The sequence below is a fragment of the Stenotrophomonas sp. 93052_Sma genome, from assembly GCF_056481145.1.
Map to the genome: position 1 here is coordinate 4,283,434 of NZ_CM151134.1, position 21,151 is coordinate 4,304,584.

12 protein-coding genes and 5 pseudogenes are annotated in these 21,151 nt (G+C 61.5%); 12 read left to right on the top strand and 5 right to left on the bottom strand.

From position 1 onward, the window contains the following. Positions 1-175 precede the first annotated feature (175 nt). Both ACZK2V_RS19990 and ACZK2V_RS19995 read left to right on the top strand, forming a co-directional pair. Complete coding sequence (locus ACZK2V_RS19990; RefSeq protein WP_032129027.1) at positions 176-742, top strand: DUF1415 domain-containing protein; 567 nt, start codon at positions 176-178, stop codon at positions 740-742. Next, complete coding sequence (locus ACZK2V_RS19995; protein WP_132810809.1) at positions 739-1,542, top strand: SDR family oxidoreductase; 804 nt, start codon at positions 739-741, stop codon at positions 1,540-1,542. The genes ACZK2V_RS19990 and ACZK2V_RS19995 overlap by 4 nt, the downstream gene beginning before the upstream one ends. A gap of 168 nt (positions 1,543-1,710) precedes the next feature. Here the strand turns inward: ACZK2V_RS19995 and ACZK2V_RS20000 are convergent. Beyond that, positions 1,711-3,739, bottom strand: a pseudogene (locus tag ACZK2V_RS20000) (M3 family metallopeptidase). 170 nt (positions 3,740-3,909) lie between these two features. On the opposite strand from ACZK2V_RS20000, the gene ACZK2V_RS20005 reads away from it, so the two are divergent. Next, positions 3,910-4,314: a hypothetical protein gene (locus ACZK2V_RS20005; protein WP_049460886.1), complete on the top strand. Its 405-nt coding sequence runs from the start codon at positions 3,910-3,912 to the stop codon at positions 4,312-4,314. 71 nt (positions 4,315-4,385) lie between these two features. On the opposite strand, the gene ACZK2V_RS20010 is transcribed toward ACZK2V_RS20005, so the two are convergent. Continuing rightward, positions 4,386-5,498, bottom strand: a complete 1,113-nt coding sequence (locus tag ACZK2V_RS20010; protein WP_107433291.1) for a PLP-dependent cysteine synthase family protein — start codon at positions 5,496-5,498, stop codon at positions 4,386-4,388. 122 nt (positions 5,499-5,620) lie between these two features. Here ACZK2V_RS20010 and gloA point away from each other — a divergent pair, with 122 nt between their 5' ends. Continuing rightward, positions 5,621-6,139 (top strand): lactoylglutathione lyase, encoded by a 519-nt coding sequence (gene gloA / locus ACZK2V_RS20015; protein WP_071228879.1) that lies wholly within the window; start codon positions 5,621-5,623, stop codon positions 6,137-6,139. A 92-nt stretch (positions 6,140-6,231) separates the two neighbouring features. Continuing rightward, on the top strand, positions 6,232-6,660 hold the full coding sequence (locus ACZK2V_RS20020) for a VOC family protein (RefSeq protein WP_032129035.1): 429 nt from the start codon (positions 6,232-6,234) through the stop codon (positions 6,658-6,660). 67 nt (positions 6,661-6,727) lie between these two features. Here the strand turns inward: ACZK2V_RS20020 and ACZK2V_RS20025 are convergent, their stop codons facing one another. Continuing rightward, positions 6,728-7,159: a CBS domain-containing protein gene (locus ACZK2V_RS20025; protein WP_046984986.1), complete on the bottom strand. Its 432-nt coding sequence runs from the start codon at positions 7,157-7,159 to the stop codon at positions 6,728-6,730. 1,026 nt (positions 7,160-8,185) lie between these two features. Here ACZK2V_RS20025 and ACZK2V_RS20030 point away from each other — a divergent pair. The 3 genes from ACZK2V_RS20030 (at position 8,186) to ACZK2V_RS20040 (ending at position 10,877) form a co-directional block, all read left to right on the top strand. Then, complete coding sequence (locus ACZK2V_RS20030; RefSeq protein ID WP_486322718.1) at positions 8,186-8,335, top strand: hypothetical protein; 150 nt, start codon at positions 8,186-8,188, stop codon at positions 8,333-8,335. 229 nt (positions 8,336-8,564) lie between these two features. Next, a complete protein-coding gene (locus tag ACZK2V_RS20035) occupies positions 8,565-9,620 on the top strand; it encodes a radical SAM protein (RefSeq protein ID WP_486322719.1) in 1,056 nt (351 codons plus the stop codon). A 114-nt stretch (positions 9,621-9,734) separates the two neighbouring features. After that, positions 9,735-10,877, top strand: a complete 1,143-nt coding sequence (locus tag ACZK2V_RS20040) for an aKG-HExxH-type peptide beta-hydroxylase (RefSeq protein ID WP_486322720.1) — start codon at positions 9,735-9,737, stop codon at positions 10,875-10,877. Positions 10,878-11,060: 183 nt separating this feature from the next. On the opposite strand, the gene ACZK2V_RS20045 is transcribed toward ACZK2V_RS20040, so the two are convergent. Then, positions 11,061-12,220, bottom strand: a protein-coding gene (locus ACZK2V_RS20045; RefSeq protein WP_086009122.1) for an IS3-like element ISPa39 family transposase whose coding sequence is annotated in 2 segments (ribosomal slippage) — positions 11,061-11,962 and positions 11,962-12,220 — 1,161 coding nt in all. Because the reading frame shifts where the segments join, the coding sequence is not laid out codon by codon here. Positions 12,221-12,294: 74 nt separating this feature from the next. Between ACZK2V_RS20045 and ACZK2V_RS20050 the strand changes: the two genes are divergently transcribed. Next, positions 12,295-14,400, top strand: coding sequence for a peptidase domain-containing ABC transporter (locus ACZK2V_RS20050; RefSeq protein WP_486322721.1), 2,106 nt, complete (start codon positions 12,295-12,297; stop codon positions 14,398-14,400). A gap of 1,345 nt (positions 14,401-15,745) precedes the next feature. On the opposite strand, the pseudogene glmS reads toward ACZK2V_RS20050, so the two are convergent. Then, a pseudogene (gene glmS / locus ACZK2V_RS20055) lies at positions 15,746-17,583 on the bottom strand (glutamine--fructose-6-phosphate transaminase (isomerizing)). Between the two features lie 203 nt (positions 17,584-17,786). Here glmS and ACZK2V_RS20060 point away from each other — a divergent pair. The 3 pseudogenes from ACZK2V_RS20060 (at position 17,787) to ACZK2V_RS20070 (ending at position 21,132) form a co-directional block, all read left to right on the top strand. Further along, positions 17,787-19,062: pseudogene (locus tag ACZK2V_RS20060) on the top strand (efflux RND transporter periplasmic adaptor subunit). A gap of 35 nt (positions 19,063-19,097) precedes the next feature. Continuing rightward, a pseudogene (locus ACZK2V_RS20065) lies at positions 19,098-19,818 on the top strand (ABC transporter ATP-binding protein). A gap of 10 nt (positions 19,819-19,828) precedes the next feature. Continuing rightward, positions 19,829-21,132, top strand: a pseudogene (locus ACZK2V_RS20070) (ABC transporter permease). The last annotated feature ends 19 nt before the right edge of the window (positions 21,133-21,151 follow it).

Consider the following 21,151-nt stretch of genomic DNA (forward strand, 5'->3'; position numbering starts at 1 on the left):
TGCATCCATTCCACGCCCGTCGCCCCGGACTGGCAATCGGCCATCCATCGGTAGCGCGCAACGGTTTGAATCTTCAGGAATTTCCAGCTTCGCCACTGTCCAGTTCCTGCACAGTGGACAGCGCAGCACCGGCACACTGCCTACAATGGCGGCCCCGCCAGCCCACGTGCCCGCCATGACCGATTCCCACCTGCCCACCGATGACCCGATCGCCGCCACCCGCCTGTGGCTGGAGCGCATCGTCATCGGCCTGAACCTGTGCCCGTTCGCCAAGGCGGTGTACGTGAAGGACCAGGTCCGCATCGTGCTCAGCGATGCGACCACGCCGGAAGCCCTGGTTGAACAGCTGGCCGAGGAGCTGGTGCTGCTGCGCGATACCCCGGCCGAGCAGATCGACACGACGCTGATCGTGCATCCGCAGGTGCTGACCGATTTCCTCGACTACAACGATTTCCTCGACAACGCCGATGCGGCGATCGAGGCACTGGACCTCCAGGGCATCCTGCAGGTGGCCAGCTTCCACCCGGACTACCAGTTCGATGGCGTGGCCGCGGACGACGCCAGCAACTACACCAACCGCGCGCCCTTCCCCACCCTGCACCTGCTGCGCGAAGACAGCGTGGCACGCGCGGTGGATGTTTATCCGGACCCGGACGTGATCGTCGAGCGCAACATCCAGACCCTGGACCGCATCGGTGTGGACGGCTGGCATCGCCGCCTGCGCGGCGAAGACCTGACGTGAGCACGGTGCCGCCGATTGCCGCATGGCCGGCCGCGCCACTGTCGGGCAAGGTTGTGCTGGTCACCGGCGGTGCCAACGGCATCGGCCGTGGTATTGCCCAGGCCGTACTTGGTGCCGGAGGACGCGTGCTGATCGGCGACCTGGACGTGGAGGCCGGAGAAGCGTGTCTGGCGGAATGGCAGCGCGGCGAGGATGCCGCGTTCCAGCGCCTGGACATCACCGACGAAGCCAGCGTGCGCGACTTCATCGCCGTGGCCCTGCAGCGTTTCGGCCGTATCGACGGACTGGTGAACAACGCGGGCATCGCCGGTCCACACGGCACAGGGTTGCAGGATATGGACTGGGACGAGTGGCAGCGCCGGCTGTCGTCACTGCACGGTGCATTCCTGTGCAGCAAGCACACGTTGCCAGCACTGACCGCCAGCGCCGCCGGTGCGATCATCAACATCGCCTCCACCCGGGCCTGGCAATCCGAAGCACACAGCGAAGCCTACGCGACAGCCAAGGGTGGGCTGGTGGCCTTCACCCATGCACTTGCGATCAGCGCCGGCCCGGCGGTGCGGGTGAACAGCATCAGCCCCGGCTGGATCGGCACCACTGCGTGGCAGGCACCCTCACAGCGCCACGCGCCGGAATACTCAGCCATCGACCATGCGCAACACCCGGTCGGCCGGGTCGGCCGCCCCGAAGACATCGGTGCACTGGCGGTGTACCTGCTGTCGTCGCTGTCCGGTTTCACCACCGGCCAGGACTTCATCGTGGACGGCGGCATGACCCGGAAGATGATCTACGCCGAATGACCCCAAGGCGCGACGCCCGGTAGAGGCCAACCTTGGTTGGCCTGGGCTTTTCGCCAACCAAGGTTGGCGCCTACCAAGGCGTTACGCCATGTCCGAACATTCCGGTAGATCCACGCCATGCGTGGATAGCGGTAACGTGCCAACCAAGGTTGGCACCTACCAAACACCTTACGCCATGCCCGAGTGGCGCAGCAGCGCGTCGATCTGCGGTGCGCGGCCGCGGAAGGCCTTGAAGTTCTCCGCCGCCGGGCGGCTGCCACCGCGCGACAGGATCTCTTCGCGGAAGCGCGCCGGTTTCAGCCAGCGCCTGCGGCGCCTCCTCGAACGCCGCATAGGCATCGGCGCTCAGCACCTCGGCCCACTTGTAGCTGTAGTAACCGGCTGCGTAGCCGCCGGCGAAGATGTGGCTGAACTGATGCGGGAAGCGGTTCCAGACCGGCGGGTGGTTCACCGCCACTTCCGCGCGCACACGATCGAGCAGTGCCAGAACGCTGTCCTGCGCCGGCTCGAACTGGCTGTGCAGCAGCATGTCGAACAGACCGAACTCCAGCTGGCGAACGGTGGCCATGCCGCTGTGGAAGTTGCGTGCAGCCAGCATGCGCTCGTACAGCGCGCGCGGCAGCGGCTCACCCGTTTCAACATGCGCGGTCATGCCCTGCAGGTGGTCCCATTCCCAGCAGAAGTTCTCCATGAACTGGCTGGGCAGCTCCACCGCGTCCCATTCCACGCCGTTGATGCCGGCCACACCCAGTTCGCCGATGCGGGTCAGCAGCTGGTGCAGGCCGTGGCCCATCTCATGGAACAACGTGGTTACTTCGTTGTGGCTGAAGGTCGCCGGCTTGCGGTTGGCACCACGGCCGAAGTTGCACACCAGGTAGACCAGCGGCGTCTGCACGCTGCCATCCCCACGCGCGCGACGGTTGCGGCAATCGTCCATCCACGCGCCACCGCGCTTGCCTTCGCGCGCGTACAAGTCCAGGTAGAACTGGCCAACCAGCGCGCCCTGCGCATCGACCAGACGGAAGAAGCGCACATCTTCGTGCCACACCGGCGCGCTGTCCTCCTGCACGCGCAGGCCGTACAGCTGCTCGATCACCGAGAACAGGCCGCCCAGCACCTTCGGTTCGGTGAAGTACTGCTTCACCTCCTGTTCGGAATAGCTGTAACGCGCCTGCTTCAGGCGATCGGCAGCGAATGCCAGGTCCCAGGCCTGCAGGCTGTCGATACCGAGTTGCTCGCGTGCGAACTGTTCCAGTTCAGCACGGTCCTTGGCCGCGAACGGCTTGGCGCGCGAGGCCAGGTCACGCAGGAAACCGAGCACCTCGGCCGGGTCCTGCGCCATCTTGGTCGCCACCGAATAATCACCATACGAACCAAAGCCGAGCAGTGCGGCGAGTTCCGCGCGCAGGGCGAGGATGCGGTCGATGTTGCCGCTGTTGTCCAGCGTGTCATCGCCGAATTCGGACGCACGCTGTGCGCTGGCACGGTACAGGATCTCGCGCAGGTCGCGGTCCTCACCCCAGGTCTGCACCGGCAGGTAGCACGGCATCTGCAGGGTCAGTTTCCAGCCAGACTTGCCGTCCTTCTGTGCTGCGGCATGCGCGGCGGCCTTCACGTCTTCCGGCAGGCCCTTCAATCGCGCTTCGTCCTCGACGATCAGCGACCAGGCATCGGTAGCGTCAAGAACGTTCTGCGAGAACTTCGCCGACAGCGCCGACAGTTCTTCCTTGATCGCCGCGAAGCGCTGCTGCGCCTCCGGCGCCAGCTCGGCGCCGCCGAGGCGGAAGTCACGCAGCGTGTTGTCCAGCACCTTGCGCTGGGCCTCGTCGAAGCGCGCCGCCTCGGTGCTGGCGGCCAGTGTCTGGTACTGCCGGTACAACGCCAGGTTCTGGCTGAGCGCACTGGCGAAGCGGGTCACCCGCGGCAGGTTGCTGTTGTAGGCCTCGCGCAGTTCCGGGGTGTTGACCACGCCCTGCAGGTGGCCGACCAGGCCCCAGGCGCGCCACAGCCGCTCGGTGGCATCGTCCAGCGGGGCAACGAAGGTCTCCCAGCGCACCGGCTGCACCTGCTCGGCCGTGCTGACGGCGGCTTCGGCCTCGGCCAGCAGCACGTCCAGCGCCGGCGCCACGTGCTCGGGGCGAATCGCCTCGAAGCGCGGCAGGCCGGAAAAATCGAGCAGGGGGTTGGCAACGGTCACGGCAGGTCTCCAGGGAACGGGCCCGGCGGGCGGGCAGCTTGGTAGATATGGCGCTGGCAGGCGGGGCTGACAAGGGGGCACGGCCCGGCATTCACGTCGGCCTTACGGTCCCGCGCTGAAGCTCTGGCTGCGGGGGAGTCCGCAGCGGTACGCACCGAACGAGGCCCTACATGGAAGGTCTGGCTGCAGTTGCATCCGCCTCACCGGCCCGGTCACTGGCATTGTCCGCCAGCCCGGCCGAACTGACATGGATCGCCGCATTGTGCGATGCCGGCGACGACGCCCCGCGTCACCTGCATCAACTGCAGGCAGTGCTGCAGCAGGGCGGCACGTTCAACGATGCCCAGGAGTGGTACCCGTTCGAGGTGATCGAACGCGGCGCCAGCCAGCTGCGGCTGGGCCATGAGCGCGAGTTCGTGATCTGCGTGCTGCTGTGGCTGCAGGCGCTGGCCCAGGGCCGTGCCAGCATCCTGGACCCGAGCCTGCATCTGGATGATCGCGCGATGGACATCGAGGCCTTGCCCGATGCGCTGCGAGATGCAGTGCTGGACGCGTTCACCGCGGCGGGGTATTGAATCTGTAGCGTCGAGCCATGCTCGACGGCTCTTTCCCGGAGTGTCGATCACGGCTCGGCTCTACGAGGACGCTACAACGCTTCCAGGCTGCACCACGGCAGTTCGGGCAGTCCCTGCCCAGCCACCGCCGCTGCCAGCTGTGCATCGGCACCGTCGACATCGATGCCCTGGCGCACGTACCACGCCGGGTCGTAATAACTCTGCGCATAGCGCTCGCCGCTGTCGCACAGGATGCTGACAATGCTGCCCTGGTGGCCCGCCTCACGCATCCACTGCGCGGCCTGCAGCACACCGATGAAGTTGGTGCCGGTGGAGCCACCCACGCGTCGACCGAGCTGGCGGCTGACATGGCGCATCGCGGCCAGGCTCAGCGCGTCGGGCACCTTCACCATCGCATCGACGCTGGTCGGGATGAAGCTCGGCTCCACCCGCGGCCGGCCGATGCCTTCCACGCGCGAACCGCCGCTGCAGGTCAGGCCGCGCCAGTCCTGCTGGCCGGCCACGGCAGCCTGATAGCCATCGAAGAACACCGACACTTCCGGGTCCGCGCAAAGGATGCGGGTGTCATGCCGGCGGTAGCTGACATAACGGCCCAGCGTCGCTGCGGTACCGCCGGTACCGGGGCTGCACACGATCCATTCCGGAACCGGGCTGGGCTCCTCGGCCATCTGCTTGAAGATGGACTCGGCAATGTTGTTGTTGGCCCGCCAGTCGGTAGCGCGCTCGGCGTAGGTGAACTGGTCCATGAAGTGGCCGCCGGTTTCGCGGGCCAGCTTCTCCGATTCACCGTTGAGTTCACAGGCACGCTCGACCAGGTGGCAGCGGCCCCCGTGAAACTCGATGGCCGCAATCTTCTCTGGGGAGGTCGTGGCCGGAATCACCGCAATGAACGGCACCCCCAGCAGGCGCGCGAAATAGGCCTCGGACACTGCCGTCGACCCGCTGGAAGCCTCGATCACCGGCCGCCCTTCGCGCAGCCAGCCGTTGGTCAACGCATACAGGAACAGCGAGCGCGCCAACCGGTGTTTCAGGCTGCCGGTGGGATGGCTCGATTCATCCTTCAGGTACACATCGATGCCCGCGAACCCGGGCAGCGCCAGCGGGATCAGGTGGGTATCGGCGGAACGGTTGAAATCGGCTTCGATCTTGCGGATGGCGGCAGCCACCCATTCACGCTGCGACATGGCGGGCAATGCTCAGAACGGAACGGTGCGATCCGCCCATTGTACGTCGCGGTGCCGTCAGGGGACGGCCGGTAGAATGGCCCCATCCGGCCAGCAACGGCCCTGTCTGAAGGACCTCCCCCATGACCATTCCCGCCCTGCGCGATGTCCCCGGCGTCGCCGCCCAGGCCCCGGCCGAGACCACCGGCTTCGTGTTCAACCACACCATGCTGCGGGTGAAGGACATCACCGCCTCGCTGGACTTCTACACCCGCGTGCTCGGCTACCAGCTGATCGACAAGCGCGACTTCGCCGAAGCCCAGTTCAGCCTGTACTTCCTGGCCTACGTACCGGCCGGCGCGGTGGTGCCGGAAGACGACAGCCAGCGCCGCGTGTGGATGGCCGGCCTGCCGGGTGTGCTGGAACTGACCCATAACCACGGCACCGAAACCCAGGACGGCGCGGTCTACCACGACGGCAACAGCGACCCGCGCGGCTTCGGCCACATCTGCGTGTCCGTGCCGGACATCGAAGCCGCCTGCCAGCGCTTCGAGGACCTGGGCGTGACCTTCCAGAAGCGCCTGACCGACGGCCGCATGAAGAACCTGGCCTTCATCAAGGACCCGGACGGCTACTGGGTCGAGATCATCGCCAACGTCTGACCCAAAAAGGGGACGGAGGGGATTAAGTCGTTTCTGGCACTATTGGCTGGAAGCGACTTAATCCCCTCCGTCCCCTTTTTTGCGAGGTTCGTATGGAAACGATGGAACTGCACCGTGGCCGCCTGATCGACCACATCCAGCTGGTGGTGCGCGACCTGGCCGCCAGCCGGCGCTTCTACCAGGCGGTGTTCGATACGATCGGCATCCCGATCGCCGGCGAAGGCGAGGATTACTTCTGGGCCGATGAGCTGTTCATTTCCAGCGCCAGCAGCGAGGCCGCCGCCGGCCAGCTGACCGGGCGCCACCATCTGGCCTTCCAGGCCCGCGACAGCGCCACCGTCGATGCCTTCCATACCGCCGCGATCGCCGCCGGAGGCAAGGACAACGGCGCACCCGGCGAGCGCCCCTACCATCCCGGCTACTACGGCGCCTTCGTGCTCGATCCGGATGGCAACAACATCGAAGTGGTCTATCACGGTCCGGCGAACTACAGTGCCGATTCGGTGAAGGTCACTTTCTGATATCACCGAAGCCGTGAACGAAGAAGCCGGGCAATGCCCGGCTTCTCTGCATCCAAGGGTCCAGCCCTCAGTGGGCGGCCATGTAGATGTCCTGCAGCACGGCCTTTTCCAGCTCCAGCTCGCCCAGCAGGTTCTTCACGATGTCGCCCAGGCTGAGGATGCCCACCAGCAGGGTGCCTTCGGTGACCATCAGATGACGGCGCCGCGAGTATGTCATCAGCGACATGGCCTGCTTCAGGGTCGCTTCCGGCGCAATGCCTTCCAGGCCGGTGGACGGCAGGCTGGAAATCACCCGGCGGCCGGCCTGCGGGCCGTCGTCGGCCAGGGTGCGCACGATGTCCTTCTCGGAAATGATGCCGACCGGGGCATCGTCCTTCATCACCACCAGCGCAGCGATCCTGTTCGCGCTCATCTTGTGGGCGGCGGCACCGATGGTGTCTTCGGCGTCGATGGTGATGACAGCTTCTTTCTTGGATTGCAGGAGTTCGCGGACGTTCATTCTTGTTTCCTGGTGCAGGTCACTGAAGTCAAAAAAGTGTGCTCTTCCGATAAGCCCCCTCCCCGGGAACAGACCTTTCAGCGCACGTCTGGCGCACCCGGCTGCCGGTGGAAATGGATCGGCAGACGACGTGCTGCAACGCGAACGAGGTGGGTTCAACCGCTCAACCCGGCCCTCGGTCAAATCGATTCTACGACTGCGACCATCGGTCACTACCGGCATCGATAGGACAGTTCGTCGTGGGAACCAACTGACGATCCAGAGAATGGCACCGCGGCTGAAACCGCCGCTGAATACAGGCGATGTCGCGCGTTAAAGATTGACTGATTGCTGCCGATGGCGGACATAACGCCTTGCGGTTGTCCCAGTTGTCCGCCCATGCTTCGAATAATGGCCGTTCTGGGCCACCTTCAACTGCACTACCTCGCTGCTGCCTTCCGCCTTCAGTACCACGCTCAGCTTCGCACCAGAGACGAACACCCCATCTCAGTCGACTGCTGCATGAAACAGTCGACTGCTGCATGAAACAATTGTGATCCTCAACCTGCAGATGGCGGTCTGGCTACGGCCAAGGCGACTACGTCGAGACCCTATATTCTGATCGTGCCAGTCAGTTCCGCGGCGATGACTACCAGCACTATCTGTCGGCCAACAGCATGATCTGCCCGATGCGCACAGTGCCTGATCGCACAGACGCGATCCGGCGAAGGCCCGCGCAGCGAAAGAACTGCTGTCAGCAAGTCAGTCCTGTCGGCCCGGCCTACGAACTTCACCAGTATTCCCCCGAGACGGTGGTGCTGAGCGCTACCAGCGCGACCCACGAAAGCAAACGCGCCGTGAGACCGTGGCAGACAGCGCATCGATACCCGCCTCTTCGGCATGAGCAATGCGCGTGAAAACGCGCGCGCTTAATTAACGCAAAATATCTTATAAATTCACCCCAATATTACACCAGGGAGATGTGAATGAAGCAATACTGGGCCGCCGCGCCGCGGCACATGCACTAACATCATTGGAGGATAGACAGTGAACAACATTGAACCGCAGAACGAGGATTTTCTGGGCATTCAGGACCTGATTAGCGAGAACATTGACCAAGTTTCGGCTGGCAATGCTCAGTTCGCCCAACACAACAGTAACTTTACTGGGCAATGCCCAGATAACGTCTGCATCTAAAGAACCTACCCAGAACAAATGGGTGACTCGCAACTTAGCACAGCGCAGCTCCTCCGCTCCGTAGCCATTTTCATCAAGAGTTATCGCCTACGGTGAAGCATGACGCGCCATAATCACAGACGGCGTGTCGCGCTTGCCTTTGGGGGCAAATGACTTGCGCGCGAAGGACAGCGTGTTTGGCCTCCCCCTTTTTCGATATGAGAAGGGGGATCTTCATGGAGTGGTCAGCATGGCAAGTTATCGACCTATTGATAACCTAGGCATCGTCTTCAAGATTAGTGAACGCTGCAACCTCACCTGTAAGTATTGCTATTTTTTCTATAGCGGTGATGAGACATGGCGTGACCGCGCGCCGCTGGTATCAGATGAGGTGATACATGCCTTGGGAAATTACGCCGCAAAATGTGCGCGCAGCTATGGACTGCGGCGGGTAACTATCAACTTTCATGGTGGCGAACCTCTTCTGATGAAGAAGGCGCGATTTGACAACATGTGCAAGGTTTTGAGGAGCTATGAAAGCGACTTTACTTTTTCTTTTAACATTCAGACCAATGGCGCCTTGATTGATGAAGAGTGGGTGAAGTTGCTCGGGCATCACAAGATCGGGGTGGGAGTCTCTATCGACGGCACCAAAGCTCAGAATGACGTTTTTCGGCTTGATAAGAGAGGGCGTAGCACTTACAAGAAGACAGTCCGCGGAATAGAATTACTACAGCAGGGTGCACGATCTGGACTCGGATCCCAGCCAGCTCTACTTTGCGTTATCAATCCAGAGGAGGATGGGGCAGAGACGGTGCGACATTTTGCGAATGACCTGGGCGTCACGCACATGAACTTTCTAGTCCCTGATTATTCGCACGACAGCAACGTTCCGAAAGCCTACGTGGAAGGTGTCGGGCGATTCTTGCGTGCGGTATTAAGGGAGTGGGCAAGATTACGACGCCCTGCAATTAACATTAGATTCCTGAGGCAGCTCTTGCTAATGATGGCATCGACGGAGCCAGGCGCAGAAAAACTAATTCCCTATGATTTTCGCCACCTATTGGTCGTATCATCCGACGGCAAGCTTGGCCCAGAAGATACACTTCATGGTTTAGCCGACCGCTTTCGCGATATGCCATTCTCTGTTTTTGATGAAAGCCCTGACCTCATCTTTGATTCGGATGTTTGGGGTGAGCTCCAAGGAGCGTTTGAGGGACCCAGGGCCTGTCGCCCCTGCGAATGGCGTCGAGTTTGCAGGGGGGGGGAACCCGCCGACTCGCTTCTCGAGCAGCGCTGGCTTTGACAATCCATCCATTTATTGCGACGAATTGCGAATACTATATTCTGAAATTCGATCAATGCTCATTGCAAACTCAGTAAGTAGCGCAATCATTGAGAGAAATTTGGGATGTGCCACATGACGATTGCACTGACGTACGCCAAGGCCTTTGCCGCACCCGGCGCCCCTAGGCTACCTCGCCTCTTGAGCGAAATAGGACGTATCAGAAGTGCTCATGTAATGAGGCAAGCAGGCATCCCTAGCCACGTTGTAGCTCAGTTCGAGAATCACATCAGGAAAAGTGCCAACCCAGCAGCTTGGTCGCCCGAGATGGCCATCGCAGACAGGCTAGTGAAGGACGGACGACTGGATCTAGCGGCATTGCAAATGCATGCGTTTCTTGCTCACTTAGGGCTAGACTTGGGGGACGAGGCAGGAGAGCTCACTGGTGACTGGATTTACTATGGAGGCACTTTCGTGCGAGCTGGCAAGGGTGGTTCGAGTGCCCGCGCCAATTTAAGCGTACTGCCAACTGGCCCCACCCAGCAGATGTCTGCGCATCCGCTGGTGTTTGCCTCCTCCGTGAACGTAGGTTGGCCAGCCTACCCACCCGCCGAGGGCGTCAAATTCGGTCTGACTGAAACAGGTGTCGAAGTCGAAGCCGACTCTTTCCCCAATATTTGGGAGTACCCCGCTGCTCAGCCCCGTGCGGCTGATTGCTCGGCACTCGCCATCGACGTCCAGCACTTCTATGAATCAGTAAGGCTTCTTCACCTTTGTTCGGACATCCACGCAACCTGGGTTGACCACCTTGTGCGACAGGTGATGCTGGCGACGCTTAAAGGCACTACCGCCGATACATCGGGAAGCACGATGGCATTTCCCGCCATCATCTATCTTAATCCCCATCCCACGCCGCTTCTCACCGCTGAGGCGCTAGTGCATGAGGCCTCCCATGTGGCCCTCGGTGCAGCCTCCTGCATTTCGCCATTGATTGAGCCGGGCACCGATGAAATGCACTACTCGCCAATCAAAGGTATAGCGCGTCCTTTGGAGCTTGTTCTCTATGCCGCACATGCAACCATTAATACGGCTGTGTTCCTTCGAAGGGCAGAGGTTGCAATCGGACTTAAGCAAGATGAGCGTCGCCAGCTAGACACATGGAAGGAATGGCATGCAACGTATTCCAAAAGTATCGCCTCTGCTAAGACATTAACGAAATTCGGCCGCGAAATTTGGAGGGAGTCGTCCGAAGCCTATCAGAAAGAGTTCCGCGTCTAACAATGAAGGTCGCATGTTATGCCGTACAATTTTAGAAAGGCTGCGCAGCGCGCCGCCTTAATTAGAACGCTCGGAAATCCAATTCTTAAGCGCGCAGGAATTGCGACGAATTTTCGTGGTTGGCTAAGAGGCGATGCTCCGATCGCAACACGAATGACCTGCCCCCTTTCTCAGGGCCACTAGCTACTTAGTAGAGTCCAGGTTGGGGAGCATACCGCTCCGGTGGGTCAGGTTTCGATCAGCGGTCGAACCAGTCAAGGCACCTTCGTTGCGCAGCGCGGCGGCGAACTCGGCAGGCGTGCATTTGGGCAGTGAGCTGTGCGGACGCACCTCGTTGTAGTCCTTGCGCCAGATGGCGATTACCGCCCGTGCGTGCTCGAGCGAGATAAACCAGTTTTCGTTCAAGCATTCGTCCCGGAACTTGCCGTTGAAGCTCTCCACATAGGCGTTCTGCGTGGGTTTCCCTGGCTGGGTCAGCACAAGCGTCACGCCGTTGGCGGTCGCCCACTGGTCCAGCGCCCGGCCGGTAAACTCGGGTCCCTGGTCGGTCCTGATCGCCGCGGGGTAGCCGCGGAAACGGCATACCGCATCCAGGATGTCGGCCACGTTCTGGCCATTTATCCTCCGGCCGACGGCGATTTCCACCGCTTCCTTGGTGCAATCGTCCACCACCGTCAGGCACTTGATCGGGCGCCCGTTGGCCAGGGCGTCGAAGACGAAGTCCATCGACCAGGTGTGGTTGGGCCCCGACGGCAGCTGCAGCGGACGGCGCTCGACGGCCACGCGATCGCGCTTGCGGCGCTTGCGCACCGCCAGGCCAGCGTTGCGGTACAGCCGGTAGATTCGCTTGTGGTTGGCGATCCAGCCCTCCCGTTCCAGCAGGATGTGCAGCCGTCGGTAGCCGAACCGGCGACGTTCGCCCGCCAACGCAACGAGCCTGGCCTGCAACGGCGCGTTCGCCATGCGCGGCTGGTAGTGCAACACGCTGCGTGACAAGCCCAGTGCCCGGCAGGCCCGCCGCTCCGACAGGCCCAGCTTCGCCCGCACGTCCGCGACGGCAGCCCGTCGCGTCGGCGGGCTCAGTATTTTCCCCGCGCCACGATCCTCAGCGCTTCGTTGTCCAACATCGACTCGGCCAACAGCTTTTTGAGCCGCGCGTTCTCCGCTTCCAGTGCCTTCAGGCGCTTGGCGTCGGGCACATCCATGCCGCCGAACTTGCGCCGCCACAGGTAGAACGACGCGTCACTGAAGCCGTGCTTGCGGCAAAGCTCCTTGACCGGCGTGCCGGCGGCCGCCTGCTTCAGGAAGCCGATGATCTGCTCTTCGGTGTATCGCTTCTTCATGTCCGTCCTCTTGTGAGACGGACTCTACTAAGATCAGGTTGGCCCGGAAAACGGGGGGCAGGTCACGAAAAGTGGTGCATGTCTATCAATCAGCACCAAATGACTGTGCAGCTGCCTGCCTGTCGATGATTGCGCGCGCACACGGACTTGATGTCTCCTTGTCCGATCTCGCACCAGTTCTCGGACCTATGACAAGGGGCGTTGGGCTTTCACAGTTTGTGAAAGCTGCTGAGATTTTAGGGCTAGTTGCAAGGCCGGTGCGAGTAGGACTACATCGACTTGCAGATCTTCGCTTACCCACAGTCCTGCACTGGGACATGAATCATTTCGTGGTATTAACAAGGGTTGGCAACGATTGGCTTGATATTGCCGACCCTGGGAAAGGCATGATCAGAATCCGAATTGAAGATGCCGAGGAAAGATTCACGGGTGTCGCTGTGGAATTTAGGCTACAGGAAGGGTGGGAGGAGCATCATTCAAAGGGCCTTGCGTCACGCCGCCCCCCCACCAGTCTCTTTGCGATCGACTGGGGGCTCACGAAGATCGCAACCAGGACCGTATCCATCATATTCATATTTCAGCTTGTACTCCTTGCGCAACCTTTTTTTTTGCGGGAGCTCTCAATTGCGATTGATAGTTGGCCGCAGGGTAGCGCCATTGCCCTGCTGATTGGCCTGGGCATGCTGATGGTCTTTCACTTCACCGCAAACGTTGCTCGCGCTCATGCGCTGGACGTAGCCGGACGGGGCGTGGCTGAACGATTCTCTTTGAGGGCCATGAGAATAATCCTCAAACTCCCCCCTGAATATATTAACGCAAGATCAGATAGTGCGGTAGCGCAGCAGGTACAATCATTAGAGACGATGCGGAAGATGTTGGTGGACGAGTTCCTGCCGGGAGCAGTGGACTTGGCAGTTCTTGTATTCGCATCAATTCTACTTTATGTATTTAATCCTATTGCCGCGGCAATAGTTACATCTAGCATTTTAGTTGATTTCTTCATTCGCGCCTCCGGATTTTCTTCAGAAAAGATTTCTGCGGCAAAATTAATTGACGCACGACTGCAACAAAGCGCTTACCTTCAAGAAGCAGTTCGGGGCTTCCAGTCCATAAAGCTTGCTGGCGGAGAGGCTACCCGATTCGCTCAATGGGAAAGTCGCGTCATTGAGCTTGCGGACATTGAGTCAAAAATCGCTCATGAACGCGCAATTCGCAACTCGCTTTCATCTATACTATTACCGATAGAGTTTTCTTGCTTAATATTTTTTACCTCAACCAATGCAGTCACGGCACCCGGAGTCGCAGCGCTTTTCGGAATTTTCGCTTTCCGATCGATCATTAAAGAGCGGGCACTGAGTGTGACCAACTTAGTGCCCAGCTTTTTTTCATTCCGCGAGATGCTTGGTCGAATCGATCATATCAGATACGCTCAGCCTGATCGCGGTGGAGAGTCGCCCTCCATATCAGGCGACCATATGGCTATTGAATTCAAGAACGTCTCGTTCTCATACAACACGCACACCCCACCTGTTATTTCTTCATTAAACCTTACAATATCACCTGGGGAATTCGTAGTCATTTCCGGCCCCTCAGGGTGCGGAAAGTCCAGCTTGCTCAGGCTACTTCTTGGAGTTGCCACCCCCACTTCGGGCGAGATTAATTTCGGCGAACAGTCGATTCTGGATTGCGACCTATCCAGTTGGCGAAGCAATATTGCTGCGGTCCTGCAAGAAGACATCTTATTTAGTGGCTCAGTCGCCGAGAACATTGCCCTGTTTGACGGCTTCATCGATTTGGAAAAAATTCGCAAAGCGGCTGCAGAAGCGAATATTGATGATGATATTCAAGCGCTCCCCATGGGTTACCTAACCCACTTAGCCGAGGGCGAGAACATTCTCTCAGCTGGCCAACGTCAACGCGTACTTCTTGCTCGCGCATTTTACAGACAATGTCCGATAGTAGTCTTTGACGAAGGCACATCTCACCTTGACACCGAATGTGAAAGGCTCGTGGCAGACTCACTGTCTAAGCTTGATGCAACCCGAATCATTGTTGCGCACCGCTCAATTCTTATGGATTATGCTGATCGGGTTCTTGAACTGCGTGACGGATCAATCGTGGATATCACAGAAGAAAAGACGGCATTCAAGAAGAAAAGACGGCATTCAAATTGCGTTTGAATTAATGGATTTCTCCAAGGCTCAGAGCAATCCCAGCCCAATTCTTTTATGAAAGCAAGCAAGTCCCCAGAAAGTCGTGAGCCGTTTAGTGCCCCGGACCTCTCATACTTTACCGGCGAGCAAGCAGTCGTTGGAGTTGTCCCGCTGCTTGGACCTGGTCAATGTACTGGAAGACATCAGCACGCGCCTCGCTGTGATTGCTGTAGATCCTCCGCTCCCGTTTCAGCAACTGAAAGAAGCCCACCACCGCTGCATTTCCATGGCAATTGCCTCGCCGACTTATGCTGCAATCAATGTCGTGCACACGCAGGAAGTCTGCCAGCCATCACTGGTGAACTGCCTCTCCCAGTCCGATTGGAGCATAAGGGTCAAGAGCCAGACTTGCGACGCGAGGCGGCAGCTAGCGACGCGTCTAGAGCCAAGTCGATATACTGAGTTGGTCGGACTGCCCATCCAATGGCCTGATGTGAGAACAGATGAAGCACCATCGCCAAGTACAAGACGTGTGTTACGTCCAGATGCAGACGACGCCCGTTATTCAAGCGCGACTTGGTTCACTGACCGTGAAGCCACGAGCCAGAACATTCCTTGCGACTGTTCCGACTTGGACACTCAGCGGGCGAGGCGCCGACGGTAGCCCGCCCTGTTCGCTCGTCAAGCATGCCACGCGGTGGCGATTAAACGCCTAGCCAAGCTCGTGCAGATCTGTGGTCATATCAAGGTATCCATACAGAGAGTCGCTTTCAAGCCAGCTGTGCTTTGGCAGTCTCAGGCATCGCCGGTCATCCTTCTCGTGTCCACTTGCAGGCGCCCTGAGTCAGGCACAGTAGCCGCCAGGACGGCCACCAAGCATTCACCACATCGCCGCCAAGCCGAGCTCGTCTGCGTGTTGCTTCATGAAGGCGTGCTTGACTCTTCCCCCATGCAAAGTATACGGCGGCTTTCTAAGGTTCTTCTCCTTTGGGTACCATCGTCAACGACAGCACACCGCTGACGCCAACGCGCCTGTTCTGGCGAGCGATTACCGCGCGCGCCAACTACGCCTAGACACGGGCAAGCTACATCATTTGGTCGAACGGAGGCTGTACGTGGCTCGAATTGCTCTGAGCACGGGCGTCTGTTTGATGTGCTTCGTGAAGCACACCTACTGGTACCTATGCGCCCCCTCCTTCGCTCAACTTCGACAGCTATTCAACTACCCTGCGCCCTGAAAGGCCACCTAGCTTCTTGAGCAAGCAATTGGCAAACGTTCCCGCCCCGCGGTCCCAGCCGGACCAGCCGGACCAGCCGGACCAGCCGGACTAGCCAATACATCTGACCATGCAGCCGACAATTTCGCGAAGCCTTACTCCACCGTCACGCTCTTGGCGAGGTTGCGCGGCTTGTCCACGTCGGTGCCACGTGCCAGTGCGGTGTGGTACGCCAGCAGCTGCACCGGGATGGTGTGCACGATGGGGCTGAGCACGCCGGCATGGCGCGGCGTACGGATCACATGCACGCCTTCGGACTCGTTGAAGTTGCTGTCCTGGTCGGCGAACACGAACAGCTCGCCGCCGGCGCGCGTACTTCCTGCATGTTCGACTTCACCTTCTCCAGCAGGCTGTCGTTGGGCGCGATCACCACTACCGGCATGTCCTCGTCCACCAGCGCCAGCGGGCCATGCTTCAGCTCGCCCGCCGGATAGGCCTCGGCGTGGATGTAGGAGATTTCCTTGAGCTTGAGCGCGCCTTCCAGCGCGATCGGGTAATGCAGGCCACGACCCAGGAACAGTGCGCTGCTCTTGCGCGCGAAACGCTCGGCCCAGGCGGCGATCTGCGGCTCCATGTTCAGCGCGTGCTGCACGCTGCCCGGCAGGAAGCGCAGCTGCTCCAGGTAGTCCGCTTCCTGCGCCGCGTCGATGCGGCCATGCAGCTTGCCCAGCACCACGGTCAGCTGGAACAGTGCGGCCAGCTGGGTGGTGAAGGCCTTGGTCGACGCCACGCCGATCTCGGCGCCGGCACGGGTGTAGCAGACCAGCTCGCTGGCGCGCGGAATCGCGCTTTCCGGCACATTGCAGATCGACAGCGTGTGCTTGTGGCCCAGCGACTTGGCGTACTTCAGCGCTTCCATCGTATCCAGCGTTTCGCCGGACTGGGAGATGGTGACGATCAGGTGCTTCGGGTTGGCATACGCGGCGCGGTAGCGGTACTCGCTGGCGATCTCCACGCTGCACGGCAGCCCGGCGATGGCTTCGATCCAGTAGCGCGCGGTCAGGCCGGCGTAATAGCTGGTGCCGCAGGCGATGATCTGCACGCCTTCGATGCCTGACAGCACGGCCTCGGCATTCTTGCCGAACAGTTCGGCCGGGAAACCACCGGCGTCGATCGCTGCCTCGATGGTGTCGCCCAGCGCGCGCGGCTGCTCGTGGATTTCCTTCTGCATGAAGTGGCGGTACGGGCCCAGCTCCAGCGATGCCAGCGATACGTCGGACAGGTGCACCTCGCGTTCGATCGGCTGGTCATGCTCATCGAAGATGCGCACGCCGTCGCGGCGGATTTCGGCGGTGTCGCCCTCTTCCAGGAAGATCACCTTGCGGGTGGCCGAGATCACGGCCGAAACGTCGGACGCCACGAAGTTCTCGCCCTCGCCCAGACCGATCAGCAGCGGGCAGCCCATGCGCGCGCAGACGAAGCGTTCCGGCTCGGCGCGGCTGACCACGGCCAGCGCGTAGGCACCGGTCAGCTCTTTCACCGTATGCTGCAGCGCCACCAGCAGGTCGTCGCCGTCCTTCAGGTGGTGATGGATCAGGTGCGCGATGACTTCGGTGTCGGTCTGCGACTCGAAGGTGTAACCCAGGGCACGCAGCTTCTCGCGCTGCTCCTCGTGATTTTCAATGATGCCGTTGTGCACCAGTGCCACGCCGTGGCTGATGTGCGGATGCGCGTTGGCCTCGGTGACGCCCCCATGGGTGGCCCAGCGGGTGTGGCCGATGCCCAGCACTGCATTGAAGCCCTCGGCCTCGGCCGCAGTGGCCATTTCCGACACACGGCCGGTACGACGCACGCGGCGCACATCCGGCCGTTCGGCATGGTCGATCACCGCGATGCCCGAGGAATCGTAACCACGGTACTCAAGGCGCTTCAGGCCTTCGATCAGCACCGGCACTACGTCGCGATCAGCGATCGCACCCACGATTCCACACATGTCACGCGTTTCCTTGAAGACGATCGCCGCATTCTAGCCTGCGGGCCCGCGCTCCCCCTCCTGTCCGCTTAATGAAAGTGTCCGGAAAGGTGTCCGCGGACACCCGGACACTTCAGGGCGCCTCCCAACCCATTGACCCACAAGGAAATAAAGTTGGCACGCTACGTGCTTGGTACCCACTACCACCGTCAGGCACGCACCCGATGATCCGCGACACCTCCGCACAGGACCAGATCGTTTCCTCCGCCCCGGCCGGCACCACCCGCGCCAACTGGCAGCGTTACCGCTGGCCGGCACTGGGCGCCATCGCGCTGCTGGCCGGCATCGGCTGGGCCGTGTACGCCTGGTCCAACGCCAGCCGCTCCTACGACAGCAGCCGCGTGCGCATCGCCGAAGTGAAGCGCGGTGACCTGGTCCGCGACATCGCCGCCGACGGCCGCGTGATCGCCGCCAACAGCCCGATCCTGTACGCCATCTCGGCCGGTACCGTGGACCTGAAAGTCGTTGCCGGTGACGTGGTCAAGAAGGACCAGGAGCTGGCGGTCATCGACAGCCCGGAACTGCGCAGCAAGCTGGCCCAGGAGCAGGCCACCCTGGCCGGCCTGGAAGCCGAGGCCAGCCGCGCCGCGCTGGACGCCACCCTGGCCCGCGCCAAGTCGCGCAAGGAAACCGACCAGGCCACCATCGAGCGCCAGGCCGCCGACCGCGACCTGCAGCGCTACCAGCGCGGTTACGACGGCGGTGCAGTACCGCAGATCGATCTGGCCAAGGCCAAGGACTCGCTGAAGAAGGCCGACATCACGCTGGCCAATGCCACCACCGATGCACGCCTGCAGAGCCAGGGCGCTGACCTGGACGCCCGCAACAAGCGCCTGCTGGCCGACCGCCAGAAGGCGGTGGTGGCCGAGGTGCAGCGCCAGGTGGACGCGCTGACCCTGCGCGCCGTTCGACGGCCAGGTCGGCCAGGTGCAGGCCGTCCAGTCCACCAACCTGGCCGCCAATGCGCCCGTGCTGGGCGTGGTCGACCTGTCCAAGTTCGAGGTTGAGATCAAGGTACCGGAGAGCTTCGCCCGCGACCTGGCGATCGGCATGCCGGCGCAGCTGACCGGCGGCAACGGCAAGCCGTTCCCGGGCGAGATCAGTGCGGTGTCGCCGGAAGTGGTCAACGGGGAGGTCAACGCCCGCGTGCGCTTCGCCAGCGCGCAGCCGGAAGGCCTGCGCCAGAGCCAGCGGATGTCGGTGCGCGTGCTGCTCGACACCCGCAAGGACGTGCTGAAGGTCGAGCGCGGCCCGTTCGTCGAACAGGGCAACGGCATCGCCTACGTGATGGATGGCCGCACCGCAGTGCGGCGTCCGGTGGAACTGGGCGTCAGCAGCCTGGGCGAAGTGGAAATCAAGTCGGGTGTGCAGCCGGGCGACCGCATCGTGGTCTCTGGCAGCGACCTGTTCAAGGACGCCGAACGCGTCTCCGTCAACTGATACCTGATACCTGAATCCTGGAGAGAGGACACCCCATGTACATGCTCGAAATGCGTTCGGTCGCCAAGGTCTTCCGCACCGAACAGGTGGAAACCCACGCACTGCGCTCGCTGGAACTGCAGGTCAAGGAAGGTGAGTTCGTCGCCGTCACCGGCCCGTCAGGCTCCGGCAAGACCACCTTCCTCAACATCGCCGGCCTGCTGGAAACCTTCACCAGCGGCACCTACATGCTTGACGGCCAGGACGTGAGCACGCTGGGCGACGACGCCCGCAGCCGCCTGCGCAACCAGAAGATCGGCTTCATCTTCCAGGGCTTCAACCTGATCCCCGACCTGAACCTGTTCGACAACGTCGACGTGCCGCTGCGCTATCGGAAGATGAGCGCCAACGAGCGCCGCGAACGTATCGAGAAGGCGCTGAGCCAGGTCGGCCTCGGCTCGCGCATGAAGCATTATCCGAATGAACTGTCGGGTGGCCAGCAAGCAGCGCGGCCATCGCGCGTGCGCTTGCCGGCAGCCCGCGCCTGCTGCTGGCCGACGAACCGACCGGCAACCTGGACACGCAGATGGCCCGCGGCGTGATGGAACTGCTGGAGGAGATCAACGCTGCCGGCACCACCATCGTGATGGTCACCCACGATCCGGAACTGGCCGCGCGCAGCGCAACGTGCACATCGTCGATGGTCAGGTGACCGACCTGGTGCGCGAGCCGGTGCTGGCCACCCCGCCGCGCCACATCGTCGCCGTCAACGAGTGAGGGCCCGACCATGTTCGCCTACTACGCCCGATTGGCGGTGCGCAGCTTCCGCCGCAACAAGGTACTGACCGCGCTGATGGTGATCGCTATCGCGCTCGGCATCGGCGCCTCGATGACCACGCTGACGGTGTTCCATGTACTTTCCGGAAACCCCATCCCAGAGAAGAGTGAGCGCCTGTTCTACGCGCAGATCGACCCCCGCCCGCGCAACGGCTTCGGCCTTGAGGAAGAGCCGGAGGAGCAGATGACGCGCTACGACGCCGAAGCACTGCTGCGCGAAGCCAAGGCCGAGCGCCAGGTGATGATGACCGTCGGCGACGCAACGATCGAACCGGACAACAGCACGCTCAAGCCCTTCTCCATCGATACCCGCTGGACCTCGGCCGACTTCTTCCCGATGTTCAACGTGCCCATGCAGTACGGCCACCCGTGGACGCGTGAAGACGATGACGGGCGGCGCGCGTGGCGGTCATTTCCAAGACGCTCAACGAGAAGCTGTTCCAGGGGGCAAACAGCGTAGGCCGCGAAATCCGGCTTGAGGGCAACGCGCTGCGCATCGTCGGCGTCATGAAGGAATGGAATCCGGAGCCGCACTTCTTCGACCTGACCACCGGCGCGTTCGGCAAGGAAGAGGATCTACTGGCACCGGCCTCCACCTCCTTCGAACTGCAGTTGGGCAGCAATGGCCTCATGAACTGCTTCGGTGAGAACCCCGATGGTGCCAACAGCTACTCACTCAACGCACCGTGTGCCTACCTGCAGTTCTGGGCGGAAATGGATCCGTCCAAGGCCGGCGACTACCGTCGCTACCTGGAGAACTACTCCAGCCAGCAGCGCCAGGCTGGCCGCTTCGAGCGCCCGGTCAATGTTCGTCTACGCACCGTGATGGAATGGCTGGACTTCAAGGGAGCGGTGCCCAGCGACGTGCGCCTGCAATTGTGGCTGGCGCTGGGCTTCCTCGGCGTCTGTCTGGTCAATACGGTCGGCCTGCTGCTGGCCAAGTTCCTGCGTCGCAGTGGTGAAATCGGCGTGCGCCGCGCCTTGGGCGCCAGCCGCAGCCAGATCTTCCTGCAGTGCCTGGTGGAAGCGGGTGCGATCGGCGTGGTCGGTGGCGTGCTGGGTATCGGCCTGGCCCTGCTTGGCCTGTTCGCGGTGCGCCAGCAACCGGTGAGCTACGCACAGTTGGCCCATCTGGACGGCAACATGCTACTGCTCGCGCTCGGCCTGACCCTCCTCGCCAGCGTCGCCGCCGGTTTTCTGCCCGCCTGGCGCGCCATGCAGGTCACCCCGGCCATCCAGCTCAAGTCGCAGTAAGCACCCGAACGAGGACTCC